This is a genomic window from Spinactinospora alkalitolerans, assembly GCF_013408795.1.
Lineage (GTDB): Bacteria > Actinomycetota > Actinomycetes > Streptosporangiales > Streptosporangiaceae > Spinactinospora > Spinactinospora alkalitolerans.
Window position 1 is genome coordinate 135,127 of sequence record NZ_JACCCC010000001.1, and the last position, 26,205, is coordinate 161,331.

At 71.9% G+C, this 26,205-nt stretch carries 24 protein-coding genes; 10 read left to right on the forward strand and 14 right to left on the reverse strand.

Annotation, left to right across the window (positions count from 1 at the left end; all coding sequences use genetic code 11):
* Positions 1-229: 229 nt before the first annotated feature.
* Positions 230-418 carry a hypothetical protein gene (locus HDA32_RS00720; RefSeq protein WP_179641328.1) on the reverse strand — a complete coding sequence of 63 codons (189 nt, stop codon included), beginning with the start codon at positions 416-418 and terminating at the stop codon, positions 230-232.
* A 298-nt stretch (positions 419-716) separates the two neighbouring features.
* Positions 717-1,244 (reverse strand): gamma carbonic anhydrase family protein, encoded by a 528-nt coding sequence (locus tag HDA32_RS00725; protein ID WP_179641329.1) that lies wholly within the window; start codon positions 1,242-1,244, stop codon positions 717-719.
* Positions 1,245-1,612: 368 nt separating this feature from the next.
* Between HDA32_RS00725 and HDA32_RS00730 the strand changes: the two genes are divergently transcribed.
* Both HDA32_RS00730 and HDA32_RS00735 read left to right on the forward strand, forming a co-directional pair.
* The gene (locus tag HDA32_RS00730; RefSeq protein WP_179641330.1) at positions 1,613-2,854 is read left to right on the forward strand and encodes a hypothetical protein; all 1,242 of its coding nucleotides are present in this window, start codon (positions 1,613-1,615) and stop codon (positions 2,852-2,854) included.
* 152 nt (positions 2,855-3,006) lie between these two features.
* Positions 3,007-3,456, forward strand: coding sequence for a GNAT family N-acetyltransferase (locus tag HDA32_RS00735; protein WP_179641331.1), 450 nt, complete (start codon positions 3,007-3,009; stop codon positions 3,454-3,456).
* Between the two features lie 22 nt (positions 3,457-3,478).
* On the opposite strand, the gene HDA32_RS00740 is transcribed toward HDA32_RS00735, so the two are convergent.
* Positions 3,479-5,041 carry an MDR family MFS transporter gene (locus HDA32_RS00740; protein WP_179646373.1) on the reverse strand — a complete coding sequence of 521 codons (1,563 nt, stop codon included), beginning with the start codon at positions 5,039-5,041 and terminating at the stop codon, positions 3,479-3,481.
* A gap of 250 nt (positions 5,042-5,291) precedes the next feature.
* Here HDA32_RS00740 and HDA32_RS00745 point away from each other — a divergent pair, with 250 nt between their 5' ends.
* From HDA32_RS00745 to HDA32_RS00765, 5 genes are all read left to right on the forward strand, one after another.
* Complete coding sequence (locus tag HDA32_RS00745; protein ID WP_179641332.1) at positions 5,292-5,888, forward strand: TetR/AcrR family transcriptional regulator; 597 nt, start codon at positions 5,292-5,294, stop codon at positions 5,886-5,888.
* 349 nt (positions 5,889-6,237) lie between these two features.
* Positions 6,238-6,681: a C40 family peptidase gene (locus tag HDA32_RS00750; protein ID WP_246334178.1), complete on the forward strand. Its 444-nt coding sequence runs from the start codon at positions 6,238-6,240 to the stop codon at positions 6,679-6,681.
* Between the two features lie 475 nt (positions 6,682-7,156).
* Positions 7,157-7,612: a hypothetical protein gene (locus HDA32_RS00755; RefSeq protein WP_179641333.1), complete on the forward strand. Its 456-nt coding sequence runs from the start codon at positions 7,157-7,159 to the stop codon at positions 7,610-7,612.
* 380 nt (positions 7,613-7,992) lie between these two features.
* A complete protein-coding gene (locus HDA32_RS00760; RefSeq protein WP_179641334.1) occupies positions 7,993-8,295 on the forward strand; it encodes a DUF6412 domain-containing protein in 303 nt (100 codons plus the stop codon).
* Between the two features lie 102 nt (positions 8,296-8,397).
* Positions 8,398-9,126: a YidC/Oxa1 family membrane protein insertase gene (locus HDA32_RS00765; RefSeq protein ID WP_179641335.1), complete on the forward strand. Its 729-nt coding sequence runs from the start codon at positions 8,398-8,400 to the stop codon at positions 9,124-9,126.
* Between the two features lie 24 nt (positions 9,127-9,150).
* On the opposite strand, the gene HDA32_RS00770 is transcribed toward HDA32_RS00765, so the two are convergent.
* The 6 genes from HDA32_RS00770 to HDA32_RS00795 all read right to left on the reverse strand — a co-directional run bounded on the left by HDA32_RS00770 (position 9,151) and on the right by HDA32_RS00795 (position 17,528).
* On the reverse strand, positions 9,151-9,792 hold the full coding sequence (locus tag HDA32_RS00770) for a superoxide dismutase family protein (RefSeq protein ID WP_312862988.1): 642 nt from the start codon (positions 9,790-9,792) through the stop codon (positions 9,151-9,153).
* A gap of 283 nt (positions 9,793-10,075) precedes the next feature.
* Positions 10,076-10,447: an STAS domain-containing protein gene (locus HDA32_RS00775; RefSeq protein WP_179641336.1), complete on the reverse strand. Its 372-nt coding sequence runs from the start codon at positions 10,445-10,447 to the stop codon at positions 10,076-10,078.
* A gap of 330 nt (positions 10,448-10,777) precedes the next feature.
* Positions 10,778-11,845 (reverse strand): methylmalonyl Co-A mutase-associated GTPase MeaB, encoded by a 1,068-nt coding sequence (gene meaB / locus HDA32_RS00780; protein WP_179641337.1) that lies wholly within the window; start codon positions 11,843-11,845, stop codon positions 10,778-10,780.
* Positions 11,846-11,872: 27 nt separating this feature from the next.
* The gene (scpA, locus tag HDA32_RS00785; RefSeq protein ID WP_179641338.1) at positions 11,873-14,104 is read right to left on the reverse strand and encodes a methylmalonyl-CoA mutase; all 2,232 of its coding nucleotides are present in this window, start codon (positions 14,102-14,104) and stop codon (positions 11,873-11,875) included.
* Positions 14,101-15,981: a methylmalonyl-CoA mutase family protein gene (locus HDA32_RS00790; RefSeq protein ID WP_179641339.1), complete on the reverse strand. Its 1,881-nt coding sequence runs from the start codon at positions 15,979-15,981 to the stop codon at positions 14,101-14,103. Before HDA32_RS00790 ends, scpA begins: the two co-directional genes overlap by 4 nt.
* Before the next feature lie 89 nt (positions 15,982-16,070).
* The gene (locus tag HDA32_RS00795) at positions 16,071-17,528 is read right to left on the reverse strand and encodes a hypothetical protein (protein WP_179641340.1); all 1,458 of its coding nucleotides are present in this window, start codon (positions 17,526-17,528) and stop codon (positions 16,071-16,073) included.
* 259 nt (positions 17,529-17,787) lie between these two features.
* Here HDA32_RS00795 and HDA32_RS30405 point away from each other — a divergent pair, with 259 nt between their 5' ends.
* Positions 17,788-17,910: a hypothetical protein gene (locus HDA32_RS30405; protein WP_312862989.1), complete on the forward strand. Its 123-nt coding sequence runs from the start codon at positions 17,788-17,790 to the stop codon at positions 17,908-17,910.
* Between the two features lie 45 nt (positions 17,911-17,955).
* Here the strand turns inward: HDA32_RS30405 and HDA32_RS00805 are convergent, their stop codons facing one another.
* The 3 genes from HDA32_RS00805 to dctA form a co-directional block, all read right to left on the reverse strand.
* A complete protein-coding gene (locus HDA32_RS00805; RefSeq protein ID WP_179641341.1) occupies positions 17,956-18,576 on the reverse strand; it encodes a YigZ family protein in 621 nt (206 codons plus the stop codon).
* A 151-nt stretch (positions 18,577-18,727) separates the two neighbouring features.
* On the reverse strand, positions 18,728-20,263 hold the full coding sequence (locus tag HDA32_RS00810; protein ID WP_179641342.1) for an SLC13 family permease: 1,536 nt from the start codon (positions 20,261-20,263) through the stop codon (positions 18,728-18,730).
* Between the two features lie 207 nt (positions 20,264-20,470).
* On the reverse strand, positions 20,471-21,964 hold the full coding sequence (gene dctA, locus HDA32_RS00815; protein WP_312862990.1) for a C4-dicarboxylate transporter DctA: 1,494 nt from the start codon (positions 21,962-21,964) through the stop codon (positions 20,471-20,473).
* A gap of 220 nt (positions 21,965-22,184) precedes the next feature.
* Between dctA and HDA32_RS00820 the strand changes: the two genes are divergently transcribed.
* Both HDA32_RS00820 and HDA32_RS00825 read left to right on the forward strand, forming a co-directional pair.
* Complete coding sequence (locus HDA32_RS00820) at positions 22,185-23,117, forward strand: TAXI family TRAP transporter solute-binding subunit (RefSeq protein WP_179641343.1); 933 nt, start codon at positions 22,185-22,187, stop codon at positions 23,115-23,117.
* Positions 23,118-23,185: 68 nt separating this feature from the next.
* Entirely contained in the window at positions 23,186-23,659 is a 474-nt protein-coding gene (locus HDA32_RS00825; RefSeq protein ID WP_179641344.1) for an NUDIX hydrolase, read from the forward strand.
* 290 nt (positions 23,660-23,949) lie between these two features.
* On the opposite strand, the gene HDA32_RS00830 is transcribed toward HDA32_RS00825, so the two are convergent.
* On the reverse strand, positions 23,950-25,344 hold the full coding sequence (locus HDA32_RS00830; RefSeq protein WP_179641345.1) for a HAMP domain-containing sensor histidine kinase: 1,395 nt from the start codon (positions 25,342-25,344) through the stop codon (positions 23,950-23,952).
* Between the two features lie 3 nt (positions 25,345-25,347).
* Positions 25,348-26,028: a response regulator transcription factor gene (locus tag HDA32_RS00835; RefSeq protein WP_179641346.1), complete on the reverse strand. Its 681-nt coding sequence runs from the start codon at positions 26,026-26,028 to the stop codon at positions 25,348-25,350.
* Positions 26,029-26,205: the final 177 nt, after the last annotated feature.

A 26,205-nucleotide genomic window follows, 5' to 3' on the forward strand; every position in this document is an offset into this window, starting at 1 on the left:
CCGCGGTGACTGGGCGATCCTCTCGCGTGGCCGTAGGCCCCTACAGGGATCGCCCCGGCGCCGCGCCGCCCACGCCGTCTGCTTGGGCTCCGGACCGTAACCGTGGTTTCGGTGCGGACCGGAGGTGGCGGGTCTGCTTCGCGTGCGGGTGGGCGGTTTTGCGTCCACGGGCCCGGCGGCCACGCGAGAGAGTCGCCCACCCGCACGCCACCCCGTCCTTGGGCGGGCCTTACCGACCCCCTGGGGGCGGGGTCTCACAGCCCTTGGGGCGGCGGGGCGGGACGCCCAGCACCTGGTCGATCTCCTCGATGCTGAGGCGCTCCTCGGCGATGGCGACGGCGATCAGCACATCGGAGTAAAGTTCGATCTCGGCGAGCGCGACGTGGTCGTGGAGGCGCGTATCCAGATTCGAATCCATCGCACTCACCCCCATCGAGAAACCGCCCTTCGCGGGGCGGTGCGGCTACCCCGAGCACCGCCGGAAAAGAGCCACTGACGTGCCTCGACATCAGGTTACGCCGCAGTAGCCGGGCGCCGCATGACCCAGAGGGACCATTCTCGAGCCATCCGCCGATGTAGTTCTGTGGCGGTATGGATTCACGGCATTCCGGGTGCAGGAAGGACTAGGACAGTCGAATCCGTAGTCCTATTCCCTTTCGTAATAGTAGAGAAGAGGGGGTGGTGAGGGTCCTTCCGAACTGGTCCTCCCGGGCCGGTCAGCGCCACCGGACGTCGCGGTGCAGCCGGGCGGTCGCCGCGTACTTCTCGGGGGTGTCGGCGAAGCCCGCGCGGTCGGCGTCGGTGAGCTCGCGGATCACCTTGCCGGGAACGCCGGCCCACAGGGTCCCCGGCGGCACGGTCTTGCCCGGGGGCACGAGCGCGCCCGCGGCGACGAGGGCGCCGGCGCCCACCCTGGCCCCGCCCAGCACGATCGCGCCGATGCCGATGAGGGCGCCCTCCTCGACGACGGCCCCGTGCACCATGGCCTTGTGGCCCAGGCTGACCCGGTCGGCCAGGAGCGCCGGCTCGCCGGGGTCGGAGTGCAGGCCGCACTGGTCCTGGATGTCGCAGAGGTCGCCGACCACGATGTCCTCGGTGTCGGCGCGCAGCACCGATCCGTACCAGACGCTGCTCTGCGCGCCGATGCGCACCCGGCCCACCACGACGGCTCCGGGGGCGATCCAGGCGTCGGGGTGGATCGCGGGTTCGCCGAACCCGGCGTCACCCACTCTGGGACCGGTCATGTGCGGGCCTCCTCCGGCGGTGGGCGCAGAGCGGTAACGGTATGGCGTATACCGGCCGTGTACCACCCGCGCGCGTGCGAGATCGCGCATACCTTAGTAGGTGCGTGATCCTGGTGGTCACGGCGGGGCGGCCACCGTCAACCACCCGTGCGGGCTATTGAGGGGTGGTGGGCGAACCACTACCGTGGACGCGCCCATAGTGGCCGATTCGTCACGCTACGCGCACGATCCGCTCTCCGTCACGCAGCCACGCGCCCGGTCAAGAAACCGAAGTGAATGTCATACACGTGTTTTACGGGCGTTACGGGAATGATAGGGAGAGGGTTGAGGCAACCTCCCAACTCGCATCCAACCTGGTTGATTAGGACATGAACGAGCACAGCACAGAGATACTGCCGAACCTCCTCAGGGAGGACGCGTTCCCCACCGTCCGCAAGGGTGGGTACGACAAACGCCAGGTCGACGACTTCGTCGTGCGCAACCACAACCAGATCCGCGATCTGCAGGAGCGGCTGGCGCGGGCGCACGACGAACTGGAGCAGATGCGCCGGGAACTCACCGAGGCCAAGGAGAAGGCCGCGGTCAAGCCCGAGCACGAGCAGATCAGCGAGCGCATGTCGACGATCCTGCGGATCGCCGAGGAAGAGGCCAAGGACAAGCGCGGAAAGGTCGACCAGGAGGTCGACCGGATCCGCAACGAGGCCAAGGAGCAGGCGCAGGCCAAGGTGAAGGACGCCGAGGCGCACGCCGAGCGCGTCGTGGGCAGCGCGCGCGAGCAGGCCCAGGAGCTCGTCACCTCGGCCAAGCAGGAGGCCGAGCAGCTTCGGTCGCAGGCCACGCAGGAGGCCGACCGCAAGCTGGCCGACGCCGAGGGCCGGTCCAAGAAGATCAACGACACCGCCGACCGCAGGCTCGCGACGCTCACCGCGACCCACGGTGAGGCGCTGCGCAGGCTCACCGACATGCGCGAGACGCTCGCCGAACTCCTCCAGGCGGAGAAGACCGCGGGGCCGCTGGAGGCCGGGCTCAAGCAGCTCGACGCCGAGACCAAGGAGGGTGAGGCCAAGCCCGCCCAGTCCAAGCCGGCCGCCAAGCCGGCTCAGCCGGAGCCCGCGAAGTCCGAGCCGGTCAGGCCGGTGGCCGCCAAGCCCGAGCCGGCCACCAGGCCCGAGCCGGCCGCCAAGCCGGCTCAGCCCAAGCCCGAGCAGCCGAAGCCGGGCGGTCCGGCCGCCGGTGCCCCGAAGGGCGCGGGCGGGTCCGACAACGGCGAGGCGGCCGCCAAGCTCGCCCCGAAGCCCGCTGAGGAGCCCGCCGCCGACGAGGCGACCGTCCGGCTCAACCCGGGCGAGGCCCAGGACGGCCCCAAGTCGCAGCCGGTGCGCCAGCACCCGCCGCGGCCGCAGGGCTTCCGCTACGCCGGTCCGAGCCCGGACCAGTCGGACCAGCCCGCCCAGTCGGCTCAGCCCGCCCAGTCGGCTCAGTCGGCTCAGCCGGCCCAGCCCGCCAACGACCCGGGTATCACGGGCGTCTACCGCAGGTCGGAGGACGAGGTTCCGAAGCAGCCGGGCGCCGCGCCGGCCAACGAGGGCGTGCGCATCATCCGCCCGTAGCCGGGTCCGGACGACCACGAGGATGCCGAGGGAGGAGCGCCGGGGGCCGGGACCGCACAGGTCCCGCCCCCGGCGTCCTCATTGCCTCCTATGCCCCCCAATGAGGGGCAACGTCCACCCCGTACCGGCTGTCGGCTACGATGCCGAAAGCCATGATTATCCGTGCGGCCATCAGGTCTGATCTCGGCGCCATCCTGCGTCTCCTGCGCGATCTCGGCGACACAGCGCCCGCGCAGAGCCCCACCGTCCGCATGTCCTCGGCCGCCGTCCGGGCCTGGACCCGCATCGAGACCGACCCCGACCGGTCGGTGCTGGTCGCCGAACGCCGTGGACAGATCATCGGCACTCTCGACCTGATCGTGGTCGCCAACCTCACGCACGACGCCCAGCCGTGGGCGGTCATCGACAACGTCGTGGTGGACGGGCTCTGCCGGCGCCGCGGCGTGGGCCGGGCCCTGATGGACGACGCCCTGGACCGCGCCTCCCGCGCCGGCTGCTACAAGGTCGAGCTGCTCTCCCACGAGAACCGGCACGGCGCGCACGACTTCTACCGGTCGATGGGGTTCGAGAACTCCGCCGAGGGCTTCCGGCGCTTCGTCTGAGCGGCCGTCCCCGCGGAGGGGCTCAGCGCCCCGAGCGCAGCGGGATCTGCTTGAAGAACAGCACGACCACGAACGCCAGCAGCGCGATCGGGATGCCGACCAGGAACACCTGGTGCATCGCGTCGCTGAACGCCGTCAGGACCAGTTCCTGGATCGGCCCCGGCAGAGCGTGGATGGCGTCGGGGGAGCCCGCGGCGGCGGTGCCCAGCTCCTCGGGCGAGCTCCCCGCGGCGATCGCCTTCGGGGCGACCTCGGTCAGCTCGCCGGTGAGGGTGTTGGTCATGATCGCGCCGAACGCCGCGACGCCGATCGCCCCGCCGAGGTTGCGGAAGAACGACACCGACGACGTCGCGGCGGCCATGTCGCCGCGGGTCAGGGCGTTCTGCGTGGCCAGGATGAGGATCTGCATGGACATGCCGAGCCCGAGGCCGATCAGCCCGACGCCCGCGCCGACCAGCACCAGACTGGAGTCCGGGTCGAGCAGGGACAGCACGGAGAACCCCGCGGTCACCAGCAGCATGCCGATGATCGGGTAGATCTTCCACTTGCCGGTGCGGCTGACCAGGAACCCCGAGGAGATCGACGCGATCAGCAGGCCGAGCACCATGGGCAGCGTCATCAGGCCCGACGCGGTGGGGCTCATGCCCTGGACGATCTGCAGGTACTGCGGGAAGTAGATCATCACACCGAACATCGACGCGCCGACCAGCATCGACGCCAGGCCGGCCAGGTTGAAGGTGCTGTTGCGGAACAGCCGCGGCGGGATGATCGGGTCGTGGGCGCGGCGCTCGGCGACGACCGCCAGCACCGCGAGCAGCAGGGCCGCGCCGGCGAACAGGTAGGTCGGGAGGGAGTTCCACTCGAACTCCTTGCCGCCGAGGCTGAGCACGAGCATGACGGCGCTGGCCGCCCCCACGATGCAGGTCGCGCCCCACCAGTCGATCCGGGTCCCGGTGCGATCCCTGGTCGGCACGTGCAGCAGCCACTGGATCACGACGAACGCCACGACCGCCACCGGGACGGTGATGAAGAAGCACCAGCGCCAGCCCAGCGCGCTGTCCACCAGGAACCCGCCGAGCAGCGGCCCGGCCACCGTCGAGACGCCGAACACGGCGCCGAGGAAGCCGGAGTAGCGTCCCCGCTCACGCGGCTCGACGACGTCGCCCAGGATGATCTGCGGCAGCGCCGCCAGGCCGCCGGCGCCGATGCCCTGGAAGAAGCGGGCGCCGATGAGCCAGTAGATGTCCTGGGAGAAGCCGGCCGCGACCGAGGAGGTGATGAAGATGACCAGCGCGATCTGGAACAGCAGCTTGCGGCCGTAGATGTCGGAGAGCTTGCCCCACAGCGGGGTCGAGGCGGTCATCGTGAGCAGCGTCGCGCTGGCCACCCACGAGAGCTTGTCCTGTCCGCCGAGCTCGCCGATGATCGTCGGCAGCGCGGTTCCCACGATCGACGTGGTGAGCATCGAGGTCAGCATGGCCAGCATCAGGCCGATGAGGACCTGGATGACCTGGCGCCTGCTGTAGTGGACGGGCGCGTCCCGCTCCGCAGGCCCCTTCTTCCGCTGCGCCCCCGCTTCCTCCATCAGCGCCGCACTCCGTTCCACGGTCCGTCCCCCACTCTGCCACCGAACCCCCATCTCCCCATTGCGGACATGCCGAACCTGACCGGCGAAACCGGTCGCAGGCATACGGGGTGGAGGAAATCACGCCCTCCTCCGGTATAAGTAAACAGTGTTGACTTGTCAAATCGCGGCGTTACCGTTCGGATGCACGGGTGCCGCATGATGGTCGTACGCGGGAGACGCCCGTGGAGAACGAGCGAGGGATCCTCAGATGGACCGGCCGGACACCGTCGAGACCTGCGCCGACCGGGTGCGGGTCCGCGATCGCGAGGCGACGCGGCAGCGCATCCTGGACAGCGCGCGGGAGCTCTTCACCAGCGACGGCTACGCGCAGGTGTCGTCGCGGACGATCGCCTCCCACGCCGGCGTCAACGTCGCCCTGATCAACCGCTACTTCGGCGCCAAGCGCGGACTCCTCGCCGAGGTCATCGCCGAGGAGGCCGTCTTCCCCGGCATCTTCGAGGGCGAGCCGGCCACGCTGCCGCGCCGCCTGGCCGAGCACCTGGTGTGCCGCGCCAAGGGCGGGGCGACGCCGCTGCAGCGCGCGCTGGAGCGCTCCGCGGGCGACCCCGATCTGCAGGCGGTCTACGAGGAGCGGCTCAGGAGCGCGCTCCTGGAGCCGCTCACCCGGTACCTCGATGGCCCCGATGCGCGCGTGCGGGCGTCACTGGTGGTCACGGTGCTGATGGGAATGGGGCTGCTGCGCCGGGTGGAGGGGGCCACCGCGCTCGCCGAGCACGACGCCGGCGACCTGACCGAGCGGCTGACCCGGATCATCTCCGCCTGCCTGGCCGACTCGGCCGCATGAGCGGTTCGTGCGGGTCGCGTGCGTTCCCTGCGCATTGATGGCGACTCGCCCTCTTCGTGTCCTGAATGTTGTGCGCGTCCGGTGACGGGCGCGCATTTTCTTTCCCGTCCATTCGGCTGATGGCGTGATCGTTGGGTCATTTTCGGCACGACACGCCGATCACAAAGTGGTAACCAAAATCGGTAGTCGGGTGTGTTCTGCTGAACAGAGATGTTCGGTAACGAATATCCGATGTGGCCATTCAGTCGCTTTTGGGGGAATTGTCATGTCCATTTTTCGCTGTTTTGGTCGGCGTGGCGCCAAAGACCATAGGGGCCATATGTGCCGAGCGGCGGTGTCCTTATCCGCTATGGTGGTGATCGCCGGTATCGGCCTGGTTTCGGGCACTCCGGCGACGGCCGCGGAGCTCTCGGCCGGAGGCTCCCACCAGGCGAGCGGCGCGGCGGCCAGCGCCGCCGAGTACGCCAAAAGCCAGATCGGCAAGCCCTACCGCTACGGCGGAACCGGCCCGGACGCCTTCGACTGCTCCGGTCTGACGCAGTGGGCCTACGACAAGGCCGGGGTGAAGATCGGTCGCACGACCTACGACCAGGTCACAGAGGGAACAGCCGTGTCACACGGCGATCTGCTCCCCGGAGACCTGGTCTTCTTCTATTCCGGCCCCAGCCACGTCGGAATGTACGTCGGCGACGGCAAAATGGTGCACGCCCCGAGTTCGGGCAAGAGCATCCATGTCGTGACCATGTCCGACTACTACGACCGCCATTTCCACAGCGCACGCCGCATCGCCTGACCGGTGTCCGACGACCGCGTTCGCACAGGGGGCCGGCTGTCGCAGTGCGCGTAGCGCCGGCGGCACAACAGGGCCGAGCCTTGGAAGTCCCATCCCATCCCATCCCACGAACGCAGCGGTCGAAGTTCGATGGGATCGTCCCGGCCGCGGCCGCAGCCCGTCGACGACCTCGGCCAGCAGGGACCACAACCCCACATACCACGTGTGCGGTGTCTGCGCCTGGAGCCCGACCAGGCGTTCCAGGGCCTGCGGCACCGTCAGCTCCGAACGGCGCAGCAGCAACCGGCGGCCGAGGACGGCCCGGTCGAGGGCCCTGCGGCTCAGCACGTTGCCGTCCGTCATGGCGCAAGACTGCCCGATGCCACCGTCAGGTCCATCGGCGGTCCCGGGGCGGATCGGCCGCCGCGCCCGCGTGTCCATGGAGAAGCCGCTGCCGCCGAGGTGAGATCGGGGCGGAGCCGGGTAGTGGGCGGCAATGGCATTTCACGGGATTATCAGGGGACTGATCGCCGGAGCCGCGGGGACCACCGCTCTCAACGCGGCCACCTACCTGGACATGGCCGTTCGGGGACGGCCGGCCAGCAGCACGCCGGAGCAGAGCGTGGACCGTCTCGCCGACCGCGCGGACGTCAGCCTCGGCGAGGGCGAGGAGGCGGAGAACCGGCGCTCCGGGCTGGGGCCGATGCTCGGGATCGCGACCGGGCTCGGCGTCGCCGCCGGCTACCGGGCCGTGCTGGGCCGACGTCTGCCCTGGGCCGTCGAGACCGGCGCGCTGACCCTCCTCGCCATGGCCGGCTCCGCCGCGCCCATGACGCTCCTGGGCATCACCGACCCCAGGACCTGGAGCGGAAGCGACTGGATGGCCGACCTCGTGCCGCACCTCGCCTACGGTGCGACGGCGGCCACGGCCCTGCGGCTGATCGACGAGTGACGGTACGGGCGCCGCGGCCGCGCGCGATCCCGCCGCGCCGGCCTCTGCCCGCCGATCTTGACCTTGGGTTTCAACCTCGACCCCAGGGGGTCGTGAAGGCCCGATCGCAGGAGGGATGGCGTGCGGGTGGGCGACTTCCGTCTATAGGCCTTCGGCCACGCGAGAGGATCGCCCAGTCACCACGGATCCCACCTCCGGCTGAGGTCACAAGACCCCCAGAGGCCAAGGCCAAAACCCGGGTCGACCTTGTGGGGGCCTGAAAACGTTGAAATAACGCCTACAAGGTCAAGATCGGCGGAGCAGTGTCCGTGGCCAGTGTCCGTGGCGGGCCTGACGTATGCTGGCGGGCACCGGGTCTTCGGACGGGAGGGAGAGCGGGCGTGGCGTTCATCCAGACGGTGCTGCACGCGCTGCTCCTCGGGTTCGACGTCACCGGAGCGCTCGGCGGGGGACCCTGGTCGGCATCGCTGACCCTCCTCGCCCTCGTCGCCGTCGGCGCGGCACTCGCCCTGATGGCGGTGCGCGGATGCGTCGCCCCGCCCTTCTCCGACGGGGATGCCCGGGTCCGCCGGAACGCCATGCGGCGAAGGGCCGGACGCGGTTTCGCCGTCGTCTCCCGCGATCCCGACGCGCCGGGCAAGACCCGGCCGCGTGCGCCGGGAGCGGCCCCGGTGGCCGCGTAACCCGGCGCGCACTCCCGCCTCCCGCGTCTCTCTTCCGCGCGTCCCGTGCGCGGCCGCCTCGCCTGCGTCCGTTCTTCCCACCAGACGAGGGGCCTCTTCCGCATGTACACGTTTCCCCCGATCGCGGCCGCGATCGGCATCGCCTACACCATCGTCGCGGCGCTGACCGCCGCGTTCACCCCGCTGATCGGCGCCTCGGCCGCGGCCGTCGCCGTCGTCTGCCTGACCGTCATCGTCCGCCTCCTCGTGCTACCGCTCAGCTACGCGCAGGTCCGCGGCGAGAAGGCGCGGTCGCGGCTCTTCCCGAAGCTCCAGGAGTTGCAGAAGCGGCACGCAAAGAACCCGGAGCGGCTCAGGACCGAAATGACGAAGCTCTACGCCGACGAGGGAACGTCGCCGCTCGCCGGATGCCTGCCGATGCTGGCGCAGGCCCCGGTGTTCGCCGTCCTGTACGGCCTGTTCGTCACGGCCGAGGTCGCCGGAGCCCCCAACGCGCTGCTGACGCACACGCTCGGCGGGGTCCCGCTGGGCTGGACGCTCGGCGACGCGCTCGCGGTCGGCGGGCCGGGGGCCTGGGTCTTCGCCGCGCTACTGACCCTGATCGCCGCGGTGGCGTGGGCGTCGCGGCGCTGGCTCACGCTGCCGGCGCTCGCGCAGAACGCGGTCGCCGACCGACCGGCCGCGCCCGGGATGTCGGTGATGTCGTACCTGCCGTTCGCGACGGTGCTGTTCGCCGCCTTCGTCCCGTTGGCCGCAGGGCTCTACCTGGCCACGAGCGCCGCCTGGACGGTCGCCGAACGGACGGCGCTGCGCCACGTCATCGGGATGTGAGGCCCCTCGCGGTCGGCCTGCTCCCTACATCGGCAGGTTCACGCAGGCCAGGCGGTCACCGGCCTGGCCTGCCATCCCCGGCTCCGTCATGGTGTGCTCGGTGTGGATCACCACCGAGTTCGCCTCGTCGGAGCGCGGCTCCCAGTTCACCGTCGCATCGCTGGTCGCGTTGCCCTCGGCATCGGTGGTGAAGTCCAGCCACACCTCGTTGTCGGGGTTGGCGTACTCGGGGTTGGTCGAGGGCTGCTCCGGGTCGACCTCGTCCTGGTAGTGCGGTCCGGAGTCGTCGGGCTGCTCCCCGCACGGCTCGGTGTGCACGTGCGCACCGTACTCCCGGTCCGGTTCCAGGCCCGAGACCTGGAGCCGGAACGTCGTCGAGTCGTCGCCCTCGTTGCTGACGGAGACGTCGACCTGCGCCCCTTCGGGAACGGCCTCGTCGTAGGTGACGGCCGTGACTCCCTCCTCGTAGGGCTGGAAGGTGGCGCTGACCTCGGGAGAGGCCGTGGGGCTGTCCGCCGTGGCCGGCTCGTCGCCCTGCTGGAACGGGTCCTCCTGCATTTCGGGGGACTCCTCCTGCTCCTCCTCCATGGGGGTCGGGGCCCCTCCGCAGCCCGCGAGCAGCAGGGCGGACAGGGACAGTGCGGTGACGGCTCGGTTCGTGCGCACGGTGCGGTCTCCAAGGCTGTTCGGACGTCCTGACTCTCTCGCCGGGGTCGCTACCGAAAGCGCACTCGATTTAACGTCGAATCGGTCGCACGTGCACGGCGCGGAAGACGCGGACGCGGTCACGCGTGCGCGGCGGGCGCCCCGACGGCGTCGATTCCGGTTCGGTCACGCCCCCATCGCGCCGGCCGTCTCCGGCGGCCGTGCGCGTTCGACCGGCGCCGGGCCCACTCCCACCCGACGCCATTGCCGCGCCTCTCCCGTCGTATCGGGGTCGTCGAACGCCTCAGCCCGCCTGCTTCTTGGCCTCCAGCGCCTCCATGGCGATGACGGCGGCGGCCACGGTGCCGTGCACCGGGACCTGGCGGTGCAGGCCGACCAGCCGCACGACCTTGGTGACCCTTTCGTTCGGTGCGGCGATCGCCAGGCTGCCGCCGTGCTCCTTGACGGCGCGGTAGGCGTTGATGACTGCGTTGAGACCGCTGGAATCCATGAAGTCGAGGTTCGACAGGTCGAGGATCAGCCACGGTCCGTGGGCGTCGATGGCGGTCAGGACATGCTCTTGGAGGTCGGCAGCGGTCGCGATGTCGAGTTCGCCCTCGACCTGAACGATCACGCTGTGGTTCTCGACCCGGGTGCTCAGCCCAAGCCTGTGCACGTTCACTCCTCCCAGCCCCACGTGAGTTTTGAGGGGTCCCCTTGTAACCATAAGGCAGCGGCGGGATCCGGGATTTCGCCGGCGCGGTCGCTCCCGCGCCGCCGCGGCCGGGACCGGACAGGGCGTGCGTTCGCCCGGCCGGACCGCTGCGACTCCCGATCCCGTTGGCTCCCGTAAGGCTCTGACCACACACGGTATTAGGCGAACGGGCGCTCGGGAATGCCGATCAGCCAGATATTTTCTCCCAGACGGGCCATTTCAGACGTGGAGCCGATGTGGTCTGCTGCACATTGGACGGCCGACGGTCCGAATGGGCGGACCCGGCCCGCTTCAGCCCCCGGAGGCGCGCGTCGCCCCGGTGCCCTCCGCTTCCCCGCCGTCCCCCGCGGCCCCGCGGCCCCCGCCGTCCGCGCCGCCGTGCGTGAAGGCCGACAGCAGCCGCTCGGCGGCGAGGGTGGCGGTGAGCTCGCCGGAGCGGACCGCGGCCTCCGTCCCGGGTGTCCGCTCGCGGACACCGGGGTGGCGGTGCAGCCGGTCCATCAGGCGGTCGCGCACCTGCGCCCACATCCAGTCGACCTGCTGGCGGCTGCGCAGGTCCGCGAGCTCGCCGGCCTCCTCCAGCGCGGCGCGGTGCGCGGTCACCTGGGACCACACCTCGTCCAGACCGGCGCCGGTGAGCCCGCTGCAAGTCAGCACCTGCGGCGTCCAGGAGGGGCCGGTCGGCTGCAGCAGGCGCAGCGCCCGGGCCAGCTCGCGGGCCGCCTTGCGCGCGTCGGCCTCGTAGGGGCCGTCGGCCTTGTTGACCGCGACCACGTCGACGAGCTCCAGCACGCCCTTCTTGATGCCCTGAAGCTGGTCGCCGGTGCGGGCCAGCGTCAGGAACAGGAAGCAGTCGACCATGTTGGCGACCGCGACCTCGGACTGGCCCACCCCGACCGTCTCCACGAGCACGACGTCGAAGCCCGCCGCCTCCATCAGGATCATCGTCTCGCGGGTGGCGCGGGCGACCCCGCCCAGCGTCCCGGCCGTGGGAGAGGGCCGCACGAAGGCGGCGGGATCGGCCGACAGCCGCGCCATCCGCGTCTTGTCGCCGAGGATGCTGCCGCCGCTGCGGGTGGAGGAGGGGTCGACGGCGAGCACCGCCACCCGGTGCCCCCGCCCGGTCAGCCGGGTCCCGAGCGCGTCGATGAACGTCGACTTGCCGACGCCGGGGACGCCCGTGACGCCCACCCGGTGCGATTCGCCGCCGTGCGGGAGCAGCCGCACCAGCAGCTCCTGCGCCAGCTCGGCGTGGTCGGCGCGGCGCGACTCCACCAGGGTGATCGCCCGGGCCAGTGTGGGCCGATGCCCGGCGAGGACGCCTTCGGCGTAGGCGTCGATGTCGATCGTCTTGCCCATGTCCCCCATCTCGTCGCCGGGCGCGGGTCAGCCCCGGGAGTGCCCGAGGCGCTCGGTCAGCTCGGCGAGCAGGTCCACCGCCGCCTCGGCGATGACCGTGCCCGGGCCGAAGATCGCCGCGGCGCCGGCCTCCCGGAGGGCGCCGAAGTCGGCGGGCGGGACGACGCCGCCGACCACGACCATGATGTCGGAGCGGTCCAGCGCGGCCAGCTCGTCGCGCAGCGCCGGGACCAGCGTGAGGTGCCCGGCGGCCAGCGAGGACACGCCGATGATGTGCACGTCGGCCTCGACGGCCTGGGCCGCGACCTCGGCCGGGGTCTGGAACAGCGGCCCCACGTCGACGTCGAAGCCGAGGTCGGCGAACGCGGTGGCGATCACCTTCTGGCCGCGGTCGTGGCCGTCCTGGCCCATCTTGGCGACCAGGATGCGCGGGCGCCGGCCCTCGTCGTCGACGAAGCGCTCCACGCGCTCGGCGACGGCGTCCATGGCGGCGCCGGCGTCGCCGGAGGAACCGGTCTCTTCTCGGTACACCCCTGAAATGGTACGGATCTGCCCGGAGTGGCGGCCGAACACCTTCTCCACGGCGTCGGAGATCTCGCCCACCGTGGCCTTGGCCCGCGCGGCGTCGACGGCGTGGGCCAGCAGGTTGTTCTCCAGCGTCTCGCCGTGGGAGGCGGCGGCAGCGGCGCCGGTCAGCCGCTCCAGCGCGGCGCGGACCGCCGCGTCGTCGCGCTCCTCGCGCAGCCGGCGCAGCTTCTCCAGCTGCTCGGCGCGCACGCGGGTGTTGTCGACCTTGAGCACGTCGATCTCGTCGGCGGTCTCGGGGCGGTACTTGTTGACGCCGACGACCGGCTGGCGGCCCGAGTCGATGCGGGCCTGGGTGCGGGCCGCGGCCTCCTCGATGCGCATCTTGGGGATGCCGGCGTCGATGGCCCGCGCCATGCCGCCGGCCTCCTCGACCTCGCGGATGTGCGCCCAGGCGCGCTCGGCCAGCTCCAGCGTGAGCCGCTCCACGAAGTCGCTGCCGCCCCACGGGTCGATGACGCGGGTGGTGCCCGACTCCTGCTGCAGCACGAGCTGGGTGTTGCGGGCGATGCGCGCGGAGAAGTCGCCGGGCAGCGCGAGCGCCTCGTCGAGGGCGTTGGTGTGCAGCGACTGGGTGTGGCCCTGGGTGGCGGCCATCGCCTCGACGCACGTGCGCACCACGTTGTTGAACACGTCCTGGGCCGTGAGCGACCAGCCGGAGGTCTGGGAGTGCGTGCGCAGGGAGAGCGACTTGGGGTTCGCCGGGTCGAAGTCCTTGACCAGCCTGGCCCACAGGAGGCGGGCCGCGCGCAGCTTGGCCACCTCCATGAAGAAGTTCATGCCGATGGCCCAGAAGAACGACAGCCGGGGGGCGAAGGCGTCGACGTCCAGCCCGGCGCCGCGGCCGGCCCGGATGTACTCCACGCCGTCGGCCAGCGTGTAGGCCAGCTCCAGGTCGGCGGTCGCCCCGGCCTCCTGCATGTGGTAGCCGGAGATGGAGATGGAGTTGAACCGCGGCATCCGCTGCGAGGTGAACGCGAAGATGTCGGAGATGATCCGCATCGATGGCTGCGGCGGGTAGATGTAGGTGTTGCGGACCATGAACTCCTTGAGGATGTCGTTCTGGATGGTGCCGGAGAGCATCGAAGGCGGCACCCCCTGCTCCTCGGCGGCCACGATGTAGAGCGCCAGCACGGGCAGCACCGCGCCGTTCATGGTCATCGACACGCTCATCCGGTCCAGCGGGATGCCGTCGAAGAGCTGCCGCATGTCGTAGATGGAGTCGATCGCGACCCCGGCCATGCCCACGTCGCCGGCCACGCGCGGGTGGTCGGAGTCGTAGCCGCGGTGGGTGGCGAGGTCGAAGGCGACCGACAGGCCCTTCTGGCCGGCCGCGAGGTTGCGGCGGTAGAAGGCGTTGGACTCCTCGGCCGTGGAGAAGCCGGCGTACTGGCGGATGGTCCACGGCTGGTTGACGTACATCGTCGGGTACGGGCCGCGCAGGAACGGCGCGATCCCGGGGTAGCCGCCGACGAAGTCCAGGCCCTCGCGGTCGGCCCTGGTGTAGAGCGGCTTGACCCCGATGCCCTCGGGGGTCTCCCACACCAGCGCGTCGGCCCCCTTTCCGGTGGCCTCGGACAGCGCCCGGCTCCAGCGCTCGGCGCCGTCCGGACCGGGGGGCCGCGCCGGGGCCCCGGCGCCGATCCCGGCGAAGTTCGGAATATTCGCGCTCATCGCGCCACCCCCAGGGAGTCGCTGAGTTCTTCCAGCAGGGAAAGTGCGTCGCAGCCGGTGGAGACGTAGTCGTCCACGGCCGGGTACTCCGCCGGTTCCCCGGCGAGCAGGACGTGCTCGGCGCCGGCCTCCTTCAGCGCGGCCGCGGCGGCAGCGGCCTGCTCGGTGTAGACCCGGTCGCTGGAGCAGATGCAGGCGATGCGGGCCCCGCTCTCGGTGAAGCGTTCGGCGACCTCGCCGGGGCCGGAGGTCGCGCCCGCCGGCACCGGTTCGATGCCGCCGGCCTGGAACAGGTTCGAGGCGAAGGCGGCGCGGGCGGTGTGCGCGGCGATGGGGCCGAGCGTGGCCAGGAAGACCCGGGGCCGCGCGCCGGTGGCGGCCAGATGGGCGTCGGAGCGGTCGCGCAGCGCCTCGTAGTCCTCGGCGTAGCGGCGGCGGGGCAGCGCGTTCGGGGCGGCCGGAGCGGTCGGCGCGCCGGGGCGGGGCGCGCGCTCCAGCGTCGGCTCGGCGAGATGGGGGAACTCGCTGACGCCGGTCAGCGCCTGGCGGCGGTGCGCGAGGTCGTCCCTGCGCCGCTGCCAGACCTCGTCGATCCGCCCGGCGACCAGTCCCGAGGCCAGCGCGTCGGCGATGCCGCCCGCGGCCTCCAGCTCCTGGAGGAACGCCCAGCCCGCGGCGTGCAGGTCGGCGGTCAGCCGCTCGACGTAGAAGGAGCCGCCCGCCGGGTCGATGACCCGGGCCACGTGCGACTCCTCCAGCAGCAGCGACTGGGTGTTGCGGGCGATGCGGCGGGCCAGGCCGTCGGGCAGGCCGAGCGCGGAGTCGAACGGGCGCACGGTGACCGCGTCGGCGCCGCCCGCACCCGCGGAGAAGCAGGCCAGCGTCGTGCGCAGGATGTTCACGTAGGGGTCGCGGCGGGTCATCATGGCCGCCGAGGTCACGGCGTGCTGGCGCATGGCCCGCTGCTCGGGGGGCAGCCCGCACACCTCGGTGACCCGGTTCCACATGGTGCGGGCCGCGCGCAGCTTGGCGATGGTGAGGAACTGGTCGGCGGTCGCGGCGTAGCGGAACTCCAGCCGCGCGGCGGCGTCGGCCGCGTCCATCCCCGCCTCGGTGAGGGCGCGCAGGTAGGCCACTGCGGCGGCCATCGACGCGCCCAGCTCCTGGGCCTCGGACCCGCCGGCGTCGTGGTAGGGGGTCGCGTCGACGGTGATGGTGCGCAGCCCCGGGTAACGGGCGGCGTAGGAGGCGGCCAGCCGCGCCGCCGGGGCCGGGTCGGCGCGTTCGCCGGTGCGGGCGGCCAGGGTGATCGGGTCGAAGCCGAGGTTGCCCGACACCGCACTCGCCGCCACGCCGTCCGCGGCGCAGGCGGCCAGCAGCGCCTCGGCCGCCGCCTCGTGGTCGGCCCCGGCCTCCAGGACGACCGGCGCGAGGTCCAGGTGGACATCGGTGAGGGCCTCGCCGATCCGGTCGACGGGCAGGCCGTCCCCTCCGGCGGTCAGCCAGATCGAGTCGGCGCCGTTCTCCAGATCGGCCAGGATCGCCCGGCGCGCCGAGGCCGCATCGGGGTCGTCGTGCGGCTGGCGCACGTCCCACCCTCCGGCCACGGCCCCCTGCGGCCGGCCGCCCCTGGTGAACGGGGCGAGTCCGGGGAAGCCGGAGTCGAGCCCCTCGTCGGTGTAGAGCGGCCTGATCGGGAAGCCGTCGTAGGTGGTGGTGGTCAGCAGATCCTCGGGCGCGGCGGCCCCGTCGGCGTCGACGCCGCTCTTGCGCAGCACCCCGGCCACGAGCTCACGCCACTGCGCCCGGCTCGCCTCGGGGAACTCCTCGCCCAGCGTCAGCCCCGCTTCCGAGGCCTGGTCATCCGGAACCCTCATAATCCGGATGGTAGAGACTCGGCCTCAAACCGTGCTTCATCGGGGTACGCGAAATGTGATCTGTGCCGCATGACGGTACAGGATTCCGGTCATCCGCTGGGGGACGGAGTCGAGGTCGGGGCGGGGGTCGGCGGGTTCTCGGGGGCGAAGACGAAGCGCTGGCGGTCCTGGACGACCATGGCGTGGCCGTCGGCGGTGCGGGCCTCCACGTAGCCGGCCGGATCGTCGGAGACGACGTCCTTGGTCCCGGCCTCCAGGACGACCTGGGAATCGCCGTCGACGCCCCGGGAGTCGCCGTAGACGTAGCCGTCCAGGGCGAAGGAGGGGGAGATGGCGCGCTCGGTGTCGTCGTCGAACCGCCAGCGGATCTCCCCGGCCACCAGGTCCACGGCGATCATCGGGGTCGTGCCGCTGCCCTGGGGCAGCAGGAGCGTGTGCGTGGCCGCGTCGTGCACGGTCCCGGGGACGAGGGCCGCGGCGAACGCGTCGCCGGGGTTGGCGCCCGGTTCGGCCAGGGACCACAGCACCTCGCCGCTGCGCAGGTCGTGCAGCGACAGCGTCGAGGGATCCTCGGGCAGCCCCCAGCGGACCAGGACGGTCTTGCGGAGGGACTCCTCTGCGGGGCTCGGCGAAGCGGTCCCGCCGTCGCCGGACTCCGCCTCCTCCTGCTCCTCGTCCCGCTCCTCCTCGCCGAGCGGCAGCTCGTAGAAGCCGACCGGCCGCGGCTGCGGGCGGGACACGGCCCCGTCCCCGGCGACGCCGAGATCGTCACCGGTCGTGCTCCACAGGAGTTCGCCGTCGGCACCGGCGTCGCGCGCCTGGAGCAGGCCCGCGCCGTCGTCGAGAAGGACCACGTCGCCGCGCGCGCCGACCGGGGCGCCCATGCGGTCGGGGTCGGGATCGGCCTCCGCGTCGGCCTCCTCGCTCTCCTCGCTCTCCTCGCCCTCCTCCGGTTCCTCCTGGGGCTCCGGCCGGTCGAACGCGTAGCTCCACGCGGTGCCGCCGCCGGGGTCGGAGACGGTGAACTCCCCGTGCGGCTCGTCGGCGCTCCAGCCCTCGGGCCGCCGCACCACCCAGCCGTTGACGTAGACCTCGCGCGGATCGGAGCCGCTCCAGACCTCCTCGCCGGTGTCGTCGACGACCGTGTGCGCCGAGCCCTCGCTCAGCTCGAACACGGCCGTGCCGTCGCCGTCGGAGGTGAACCGCCCGACGTGCCGGTCGCCCTCCCACAGCGCCTCGCCGCTCGCCGCGTCCTGCAGGAGGTGACGCTCCTCGCTGTTGGAACTGATCAGGAACGCGTCCCCGAGGCCCTGGATGCGCACTCCCATGGGATCGTCGACGATGTCGGGACCGCCGGCCTCGGGACCGTGCAGGAACCGGACGGGATCGCCCGCGAGCCCCGGCGGCGCCTCCCCGGAGTAGGCGGTGGGAATGGGCCGCGGCGACTCCTCCGGCGGTTCGGGAGGAGGATCCCCGGTGCAGGCCACGGCGCCGAGCAGCAGCCCGAACGCGGTGGCCGGCACCAATGGGGCCCGCCAGGTACGCATGGCCGCTCACTCCCTATGACGACGACGTGTAGGGAGATCCTAGAACGGCCGCCCCGCCGCCGACACGCCCACGTCCGGCTCACTGCCGGAGGCGCGCCGGCCGACCCCCGGGTGTCCGGAAGGCACCGGTCGACGCTCGGCCAACGGGACGTCCGGCAGCGGGAGCCGTGGAGCACCGTGGCCGGGGACGGCCGTATGAGCATCCACGAAACCGAACTCCGCTCCCTGGAGGGCGCGCCGACCGAGCTGCCGTCCGACAGTGTTGACGCTGATCGTGAACGTGGCGTCCGAATGCGGCCTGACATCGCAGTACGCGGGGCTGGAACGCCTCGCCGGAGGACCCGCGCTCACCGGCATCATCGGGACCGACCTTCCCCGCTGATCGGACCGGGCGCACCGTCCCGCCCCCACCTGTGCAGAACCCCGGCTACGGTTCGACCTCGATCGTGGTGCTGCCCTGGACCTCGCACAGGGCGTGCCCGCCGGTCAACTCGGCCAGCCACGCCTCGAACCCGGGGAGGTCGGCCTCCTCGATCGCGACGTCGATGTGCACGTCGGCCTCGTAGCGGACGCCGAGCACGCGGTGGCTCGAAACGCGCAGCTCACTCTCCAGCCTGCCCGCCCGCAGGTAGTCCGCGACCACCGCGACGACCGGCAGCGTGCGTCGCTCCAGCACGCCGGACGCGTCGACCGCGGCCGACACCGCGTTGCCGTAGGCCCGGATCAGCCCGCCCGCGCCGAGCTTGACGCCGCCGAAGTAGCGGGTGACCACCGCGACGGCGTCGGTGATCCCGCGATGCCGCAGCACCTCCAGCATCGGCACCCCCGCGGTGCCGGAGGGCTCGCCGTCGTCGCTGGAGCGCTGGATCCGGCCGTCGTCGCCGAGCACGTAGGCGGTGCAGTTGTGCGCGGCGTTCCAGTGCAGCCTGCGCCGCTCCGCGATGAACGCGCGCGCCTCGTCCTCGTCGCCCACCCGCGCCAGCGCGCAGATGAATCGGGATCTTCTGATCTCGATCTCGTGCTCGCCGCCGCGTCGAATCGTCCTCATCGCCGATCCGATCGTAGACGCCGCGCGGTCGCGGCGGGAACGCGCGGTCTCCCCCGGCGCTCTGGGAAGGAGGTCGCCGGGGGAGACCGCCGCATCGGCGGGGCGGGTCAGGAGTCCGTCTGCTCGGCTTACGCGCACGGAAGGGCGTTTCTCAGAGGCCGAACGCCCAGGCGGCAACCGTATACATCACGATCATCACCAGGACCAGGGCGATCAGGTTCAGCCAGATGCCGGCCTTCACCATCTGCCCGATCTTGATGTAGCCGGACCCGAACGCGATGGCGTTGGGCGGCGTGGCCACCGGCAGCATGAACGCCAGGGAGGCCGCTAGGGCGGTCGGGATGATCAGCGTCATGACGTCCATGTCCAGGCCCACCGCGACGCCGCCCATGACCGGCAGGAAGGTCGCCGCGGTCGCGGTGTTGCTGGTCAGCTCGGTCAGCAGCAGCACCAGCGCGGCGACGATGAGGATCAGCACCCAGCCCGGGACCATGTTGAGCACGCCGACGCGCCCACCGATCCACTCGCTCAGGCCGGTGGCGGTGAACTGCGACGACAGGCTCAGGCCGCCGCCGAACAGCAGCAGCACGCCCCACGGCAGCTTCAGCGCCGTCTCCCAGTCGAGGACGGCGACGCCCTTCCGGGCGTCGACCGGGATCAGGAAGAGCGCCACCGCCACCGTCATGGCGATCCCGGCGTCGGAGACGTTGGCCAGCCAGGGCAGCGCCCCGCCGACGGTCGCACTGTCGGCGAGCAGCGGGACGAACACCCAGGCCAGCGCCGCGCAGACGAACACGGCCAGCACCGTCCACTCGCCGCGCGACATCGGGCCCATCTCGTGCAGCTGCTCGCGGATGAGTGCGCGGCCGCCCGGCAGCCGCTTGATCTTGGGCGGGTAGACGAACCTGGTCAGCACCACCCAGGCCAGCACCAGGAAGACCGCGGCCAGCGGGACGCCGATCAGCATCCACTGGCCGAACCCGATCTCGATGCCGTGGTTGTCGGCCAGGTAGCCGACCATGAGCGCGTTGGGCGGGGTGCCGATGATGGTCGACACCGAGCCGATCGAGGAGGAGTAGGCGATGCCGAGCATCAGCGACGTGGAGAAGTTGGCGTCGCCCTTGCCGTCGCCGAGCTGGGTGACCAGGCCGAGGACCGACAGCCCGATCGGCAGCATCATGACAGACGTGGCCGTGTTGCTGACCCACATGGTGATGAAGCCGGTGGCCAGCATGAATCCGGCGATGAGCATGACCGGGCTGGTGCCCACGGCCGCCACGATGGTCAGCGCGATGCGCCGGTGCAGGTTCCACCGCTGCATCGCCAGGGCCAGCATGAACCCGCCCATGAACAGGAAGATGATGTCGTCGGCGTAGGGCGCGGCGACGTCGCCGATCGCGGACACGCCGAACAGCGGGAACAGCACCAGCGGGAGCAGCGCGGTGGCCGGGATGGGGATGGCCTCGGTCATCCACCACACGGCCATCAGGATCGCGATCGCGGCCGTGATCCTGCCGCCGGTGGACAGGGAGTCGGGCAGCGCCAGGAAGGCGGCGCCGGCGAGCAGCACCCCGACCAGCAGGCCGATGCGCCTGCGCGCGGGCGAGCCATCGGCCTCGGGCGACGCCGGTTGGGACACCGGAGCGTCGGGGCCTGACGCGAGTTTCGGGGCGGGTTCCGTCGACATGGGGGATCCTCCTGGTGTGGCGGGGGTTACGTTTCTTCTCCTTACTCGCATTGGTTCCCCGAAACGGGCGTTTCCGATCTTGCGGACGCGGGGAGCGCCCGGGGAAGTGGGGACCGCTCGAGGAAGACGAGCGGGCGTCCGCGCGGCACGGAGAGGGGAGTGCCCGCGGACGCCCGCATCGGCCGACGGCCGGGGACGGGACGGCCGTCAGCCGGTCGGGGCGGGCTCCTTGGCCGGTGCCGAAGGCTCGACCGGCTCCGCGCCCGCGCCTGCGGCCGCGTCGGCCTCGGCCTTCGCGCCGGGCTTCTCGGGCGCGTTGTCGTAGCTCATCAGCTCGTCCATGTCGATGGAGTTCGGGTGGTCCAGGACGTGGCGCAGGCGGTCGCGGTCCAGCTCGCCGTTCCAGCGGGCGACGACCAGCGTGCCCACCCCGTTGCCGATCAGGTTCGTCAGCGCGCGGGCCTCGGACATGAAGCGGTCGATGCCGACGATCAGGGCGATGCCGGCCAGCGGGATCGCGCTGTCGAACGCGGCCAGCGACGCGGCCAGCGTGACCAGGCCGGCGCCGCTGACGCCCGCGGCGCCCTTGCTGGACAGCAGCATGAACAGCAGCAGGCCGATCTGCGTCCAGATCGAGATGTCGGCGCCGGTGGCCTGGGCGATGAAGATCGCGCCCATCGTCATGTAGATGGCGGTGCCGTCGAGGTTGAAGGAGTATCCGGTCGGGATGGCCAGGCCGACCACGGACTTCTTCGCGCCGGCGGCCTCCAGCTTGGTCATCATGCGCGGCAGCACCGACTCGCTGGAGGAGGTGCCCAGCACGATCAGCAGCTCGTCGCGGATCAGCCGGATGAACTTGAACAGGTTGAACCCGACGATCCGGGCGATGACGCCGAGGAAGACCGCGATGAACAGCACGCACGTCGTGTAGAAGCTGAGCATGAAGTAGGCGAGGTTGCCCAGGATCTCGCCGCCGTACTCGCCGATCGTGTAGGCCATGCCGCCGAAGGCGCCGATCGGGGCCGCGTACATCACGATCTTGATGACGCCGAACATCACGTTCGCTCCGGTGTCCAGCGCGCGGATCGCGGGCCTGGCGCGGTTGCCCATGAAGGTCAGCGCGCACGCCACCAGGATGGCCAGGACCAGCACCTGGATGAGCTGGCCGTCGACGAAGGCGGAGAAGAAGGAGTCCGGCACCAGGTGCAGGATGAAGCCGGAGACGCCCTCGGCGTCGGAGGCCGAGGCCTCGTCCAGCGTCTCGGTCGCGTCGGCCTCGTCGAAGCTGATGTTGAGCCCCACGCCCGGACGCAGGATGTTGACGGTGACCAGGCCGACCGTCAGCGCCAGCAGGGTCGTGGCCGTGAAGTAGACCAGGGTCTTGAGCGCGAGCCCTCCGGCCTTGGCCAGGTCGCCCAGGTTGGCGATGCCCACCACGACGGTGCAGAAGATCGTGGGGGCGATGACGACCTTGACCAGCTTGATGAACAGGTCGGCCAGCCACTTCATCTGTGATGCCTGGGCCGGGAAGGCGATGCCCACCGCGATGCCGAGGGCGATGGCGACCAGCACCCAGAAGTACAGCTGCCGGTGGAAGCGCTTGCGGCGGACCGGCTGCGCCGGCCCGTCGCCTGCGTCCGGACCGCCGGCTGCGGTGGCGGAACCACCTCCGCCGGAGTTGGCGGATCGTCCGAAGAGCACGGGACCTCCTGTGACTGCGTCATGTGCGGGGCGCCACATGACTGTCGTCACCCGGCCGTTTTACAGGCAAGCCACAAGGGGGAAACTTCAGATTCACCTGACATTTCGGCGCCCTGGGTAGTCGGGGATCGCCCTGGGTGACGCCGGCCGCGCGGCCGGGAGGGCACCGCCGCGCGGCGCGGGACGCGGTCCCGGCCAGCGGGGGACGTAGGCTGCGTTCATGCCCGAACGCCTGGTCATCACCCGTCGAGCCGCCATCCTCGGCGGTCTCGCGGCGCTGTCCGGGTGCCAGGGGCGGCCCGAACCCGACTTCCCCGAACTGGTCCTGGCCACCGGGCCGCCCGGAGCGGTGTTCCGGGAGATCGGGGCCGCGCTCGCCGAAGCGCTGCGGCGGTGGCTGCCCCGGACGAGGGTGACGGCGCTGGAGACCGGCGCGTCGACCGAGAACCTGCGCCTGCTGCGGGAGGGGACCGCCCACGTGGGCTTCGCCAGCCTGGACTCGGTGGTCGGCACCGACGGTCGACCGCCGCGGCGGGTGCGGGCGCTGGGCCGGATCTACGACAGCCACCTGCACCTCGTCGTCCCGGCCGAGTCGGCGATCCGGGGCTTCGCCGACCTGGACGGCCTTCGGGTCTCCTACGGGGCCGAAGAGTCGGGCACCGAGCACACCGTCGAACGGCTGATGGAGCTGACCGGGCGGCGCACCGAGGACGTCCGGCTGGACCAGGCCGCATCGGCCGACGCCCTGGCCGCGGGGGAGATCGACGCGCTGTTCTCGCTGACGGGCATCCCCACGCCGGCGATCTCGGACCTGGTGGCCGAGGACCGGGTGCGGCTCGTCCCCCTGCGCGCGCAGGCCGATGAGCTCGCCGAGGCCTATCCGGGCCCCTACGTCCCCGCCACGGTCCCGCCCACCGCCTACCCCGGCGTCCCGGCGACGGACACGGCCGCGATCCCCAACCTGCTGGTCACCCGCGACGACTTCCCCCGGGCCATGGCCAGGATCGTCACCTCCACCGTCTTCACCCGGTCGGAGGCCATCTCCGCCGACCGCCCCGAGGCCGCCCACATCAACGTCCGCACCGGCATCGCCACGGGACCCGTGCCCCTCCACCTGGGAGCCGAGGACTGGTTCCGCGAGCGCAAGCAGTGATCCGGGCCTCCCGCGCGGCCGCCAGGACGGTGCGCCCGGGGAGCGGGCGCTTATGTACCGTCGTTGACATGCCGACACCCGACTTCATCCTTGAGACGCGCAAGCACATCGGGCACGCGTTGATGTTCCTGACCGGGGTGACGGCCGTGGTGGTCGATCCCGGCGGCAGGATCCTGCTGCACCGGCGGGCCGACGACGGGCACTGGGCGACCCCGGGCGGGATCCTGGAGCCGGGGGAGCAGCCGGCGGCGGCGCTGGTGCGCGAGGTGTTCGAGGAGACCGGCGTGCGGGTCGTGCCCGAGCGGGTGGCGAGCGTGGTCACCGAGCCGCCGTTCACCTACCCCAACGGCGACCGCGTGCAGTTCATGGACATCGCGTTCCGGTGTCGGCCGGTCGGCGGCGAGCCGCGGGCCGACGGCGACGAGTCGCTGGACGTCGCCTGGTTCGACCCCGGCGGCCTGCCCGAGATGAACGACCGCATCCTGCGCCGGATCCGGCACGCCGGCGAGGAGGGCCCGGCCCACTTCGCCGCTCCCGAGTAGGCGTGTGGCTCTCTCGCCGATCTTGACTTTGAGTTTCAACCTCGACCATCGGGGGTCGTGAACCTCAGCCGAAGGTGGGATCCGCGGTGACTGGGCGATCCTCTCGCGTGGCCGTAGGCCCATCAAGGGATCGCCCACCCGCGCGTCCTCCCTCCTGGGGCTGGGCCTTCACGACCCCCTGGAGTCGGGGTGGAGGGGATCCACCCGCGCGCCTACTCCGTCCCGGGGCCGGGGTTGAGACTCACATTGACCTTGTAGGGGTCATTCGAGCGTTTTTAGGCCCTACAAGGTCACGCGGCCTTCGGGAGGCGGATCACGACGGCCAGGCCGTAGCCGTCGCCGTGTGCCCGGGGCAGGCCGGGCTCCAGGTGCAGCTCGCCGCCGGCGGCCTGCACCAGTTCGGCGCAGATCGCCAGGCCCAGGCCGGTGCCCACCACGTTCTGGTGCTTGGGCGAGCGCCAGAAGCGGCGCAGCGCGTTGGTCCGCTCCTCGCCGTCCAGGCCGACGCCATCGTCGCCGACCACCAGCTCGACCATGTCCCCGGGGCGGGCCCGCAGCACCACCCGCTCGCCGCCGGACAGCCGCATGGCGTTGCTCATCAGCTCGTCCAGCACGCTGCCCAGGCCCCCGGGCGGCTCCAGCAGCCGCAGCCCCTCGGGGACGTGCGTCCGCACGTCGATCCCGCGCTCGTCGGCCAGCACCCGCCAGCGGTCCAGCCGGGTGCCGAGCACGCTGTCCAGGTCCACCGGCTCGGCGCTGCTGAAGCTCTCCAGGCGGGTCGCGGCGAGCAGGGCGTTCAGCATCCTGTTCATCGCCTTGGCCTCCTCGACGGCGTCCTCGTGCGCCTCGCGGGCGGCCGGACCGTCGAGGAACGGCGCCAGGTTCTCCACGGCCAGCCGGAGGCTGGCCAGCGGGTTGCGCAGCTGGTGGGAGGCGTCGGAGACGAACGCCCGCTGCCGGTGCAGCGACCGCTCCACCACGTCCACCATCGCGTTGAACGAGGCGGCCAGGCTGCGCAGCTCGGGCGGCCCGCCGACCTCGTCGGCGCGCACCGAAAGGTCGCCGTCGGCGATCTTGGCGGTGGCGGCGTCGAGCCTGCGCACCGGCCGCAGCACCCAGCGCGACACCGGCCAGGAGACGGCGACCAGCCCGGTCAGCGGCACCAGGCCGAGCAGCGTCAGCCATCCCCAGTTGGCCAGGATCGCCGAGCGCAGCCCGTCCGTCGGCGACACCAGCACCACGACGCCCACCACCTCGCTGTCGCGGCCCACCGGTTCGGCCAGGACCAGCGGGTCGTCCTCCCACGGCCACACCGCCGTCGGGGGCTCCGGCCGGAACCCCGCCAGCGCGTCGCTGAGCACCTCGCGCATCGCCGGCCGCGCCAGCGCGTCGTCGATCTCGTGGCCGGGCCCCGAGGAGAGCACCACATCGCTCGACGGATCGAGCAGCGCCACCGGGATCCCGTACAGGTCCTCGTAGCGCTCCAGCTCCATCCGCAGCGCCTCGGCGCGGCCGGTGTCCAGCGCGCTGTCGCCCAGCGAGGCGAACCGGCCCACGTCGTTGAGCCGGTCGACGTAGACCTCCTGGGTCCTCTGCTGCGCCACCACGGTGCCCAGCGGCACCCCGAGCGCCGCCACCAGGACGAACGCCAGGGGAAGCAGGATGATCAGCAGTCGGCGCAGCACGGGTCACGCCGATTCCGGCCCGGCCGACAGCCGGTACCCGACCCCTCGGGCGGTCCGTATGGGCGCCGCGGCCCCGAGCTTGCCGCGCAGCGCGGCGATGTGGGTGTCCAGCGTGCGCGAGGAGGACTCCCAGGTGGCGCCCCACACCTGGTCGAGGATCGCCTCGCGGCTGACCACGGCGGGCGCACGCGCCGCCAGCAGCGCGAGCAGGTCGAACTCCTTGCGGGTCAGCGACAGCGGCGCACCGTCGAGGACGGCCTCCCTGGCGTTGACGTCGACCGTCAGCGGGCCGACGCGCAACGGGGGGTCGTCCCGGCCCGCGTCGGCGCGGGCGGCCCTGGTGCGGCGCAGCACCGCGTCGATGCGGGCCAGCAGTTCGGCGATGCCGAAGGGCTTGACCACGTAGTCGTCGGCGCCGGAGCGCAGGCCCCTGACGCGTTCGCGCTCCTCCGCCCGCGCGGTGACGGCGATGACCGCGGTCTCGGGGCGCTCCCGCAGTCGGCGCAGGACGTCGATGCCGTCGGCGTCGGGCAGGCCGAGGTCGAGCAGCACGACGTCCACCGCCGGCGCCCGCAGCGCCGCTGCGGCGGTGGAAACGCGGTGAACGTCGTAGGAGGCGTTGCGCAGCGCTGTGACCAGGCCTCGCGCGACGCGGTCGTCGTCCTCGACCACGAGAATGCGCATCGCGAGCCATCGTAGAACGGGTGGCGGCCGCGCGCCGCCGTCGCCCCCGCCGCTCCGCTGCCGGGCCGGCGCCCGCCGCGTTCCCCGGCGCCGGGGATGGGGGCCACGTGCCGGTTAGATGCGTGTCGGACCCGGTACGTTCCGTTCGCTTTCCCACACGGCTCACGGCTTGCCCCG

Excerpts from the sequence above, each read along its gene's own strand:
- HDA32_RS00745 (WP_179641332.1), top strand. The coding sequence starts at position 5,292 with ATGGACCGGCCGGACACCGTCGAGACCTGCGCCGACCGGGTGCGGGTC.
- HDA32_RS00740 (WP_179646373.1), bottom strand. The coding sequence starts at position 5,041 with ATGGAGGAAGCGGGGGCGCAGCGGAAGAAGGGGCCTGCGGAGCGGGAC.
- HDA32_RS00730 (WP_179641330.1), top strand. The coding sequence starts at position 1,613 with ATGAACGAGCACAGCACAGAGATACTGCCGAACCTCCTCAGGGAGGAC.
- HDA32_RS00755 (WP_179641333.1), top strand. The coding sequence starts at position 7,157 with ATGGCATTTCACGGGATTATCAGGGGACTGATCGCCGGAGCCGCGGGG.
- HDA32_RS00725 (WP_179641329.1), bottom strand. The coding sequence starts at position 1,244 with ATGACCGGTCCCAGAGTGGGTGACGCCGGGTTCGGCGAACCCGCGATC.
- meaB (WP_179641337.1), bottom strand. The coding sequence starts at position 11,845 with ATGGGCAAGACGATCGACATCGACGCCTACGCCGAAGGCGTCCTCGCC.
- HDA32_RS00805 (WP_179641341.1), bottom strand. The coding sequence starts at position 18,576 with ATGAGGACGATTCGACGCGGCGGCGAGCACGAGATCGAGATCAGAAGA.
- HDA32_RS00790 (WP_179641339.1), bottom strand. The coding sequence starts at position 15,981 with ATGAGGGTTCCGGATGACCAGGCCTCGGAAGCGGGGCTGACGCTGGGC.
- scpA (WP_179641338.1), bottom strand. The coding sequence starts at position 14,104 with ATGAGCGCGAATATTCCGAACTTCGCCGGGATCGGCGCCGGGGCCCCG.
- HDA32_RS00735 (WP_179641331.1), top strand. The coding sequence starts at position 3,007 with ATGATTATCCGTGCGGCCATCAGGTCTGATCTCGGCGCCATCCTGCGT.
- HDA32_RS00810 (WP_179641342.1), bottom strand. The coding sequence starts at position 20,263 with ATGTCGACGGAACCCGCCCCGAAACTCGCGTCAGGCCCCGACGCTCCG.
- HDA32_RS00820 (WP_179641343.1), top strand. The coding sequence starts at position 22,185 with ATGCCCGAACGCCTGGTCATCACCCGTCGAGCCGCCATCCTCGGCGGT.
- HDA32_RS00795 (WP_179641340.1), bottom strand. The coding sequence starts at position 17,528 with ATGCGTACCTGGCGGGCCCCATTGGTGCCGGCCACCGCGTTCGGGCTG.
- HDA32_RS00765 (WP_179641335.1), top strand. The coding sequence starts at position 8,398 with ATGTACACGTTTCCCCCGATCGCGGCCGCGATCGGCATCGCCTACACC.
- HDA32_RS00720 (WP_179641328.1), bottom strand. The coding sequence starts at position 418 with ATGGATTCGAATCTGGATACGCGCCTCCACGACCACGTCGCGCTCGCC.
- HDA32_RS00835 (WP_179641346.1), bottom strand. The coding sequence starts at position 26,028 with ATGCGCATTCTCGTGGTCGAGGACGACGACCGCGTCGCGCGAGGCCTG.
- HDA32_RS00750 (WP_246334178.1), top strand. The coding sequence starts at position 6,238 with ATGGTGGTGATCGCCGGTATCGGCCTGGTTTCGGGCACTCCGGCGACG.
- HDA32_RS00825 (WP_179641344.1), top strand. The coding sequence starts at position 23,186 with ATGCCGACACCCGACTTCATCCTTGAGACGCGCAAGCACATCGGGCAC.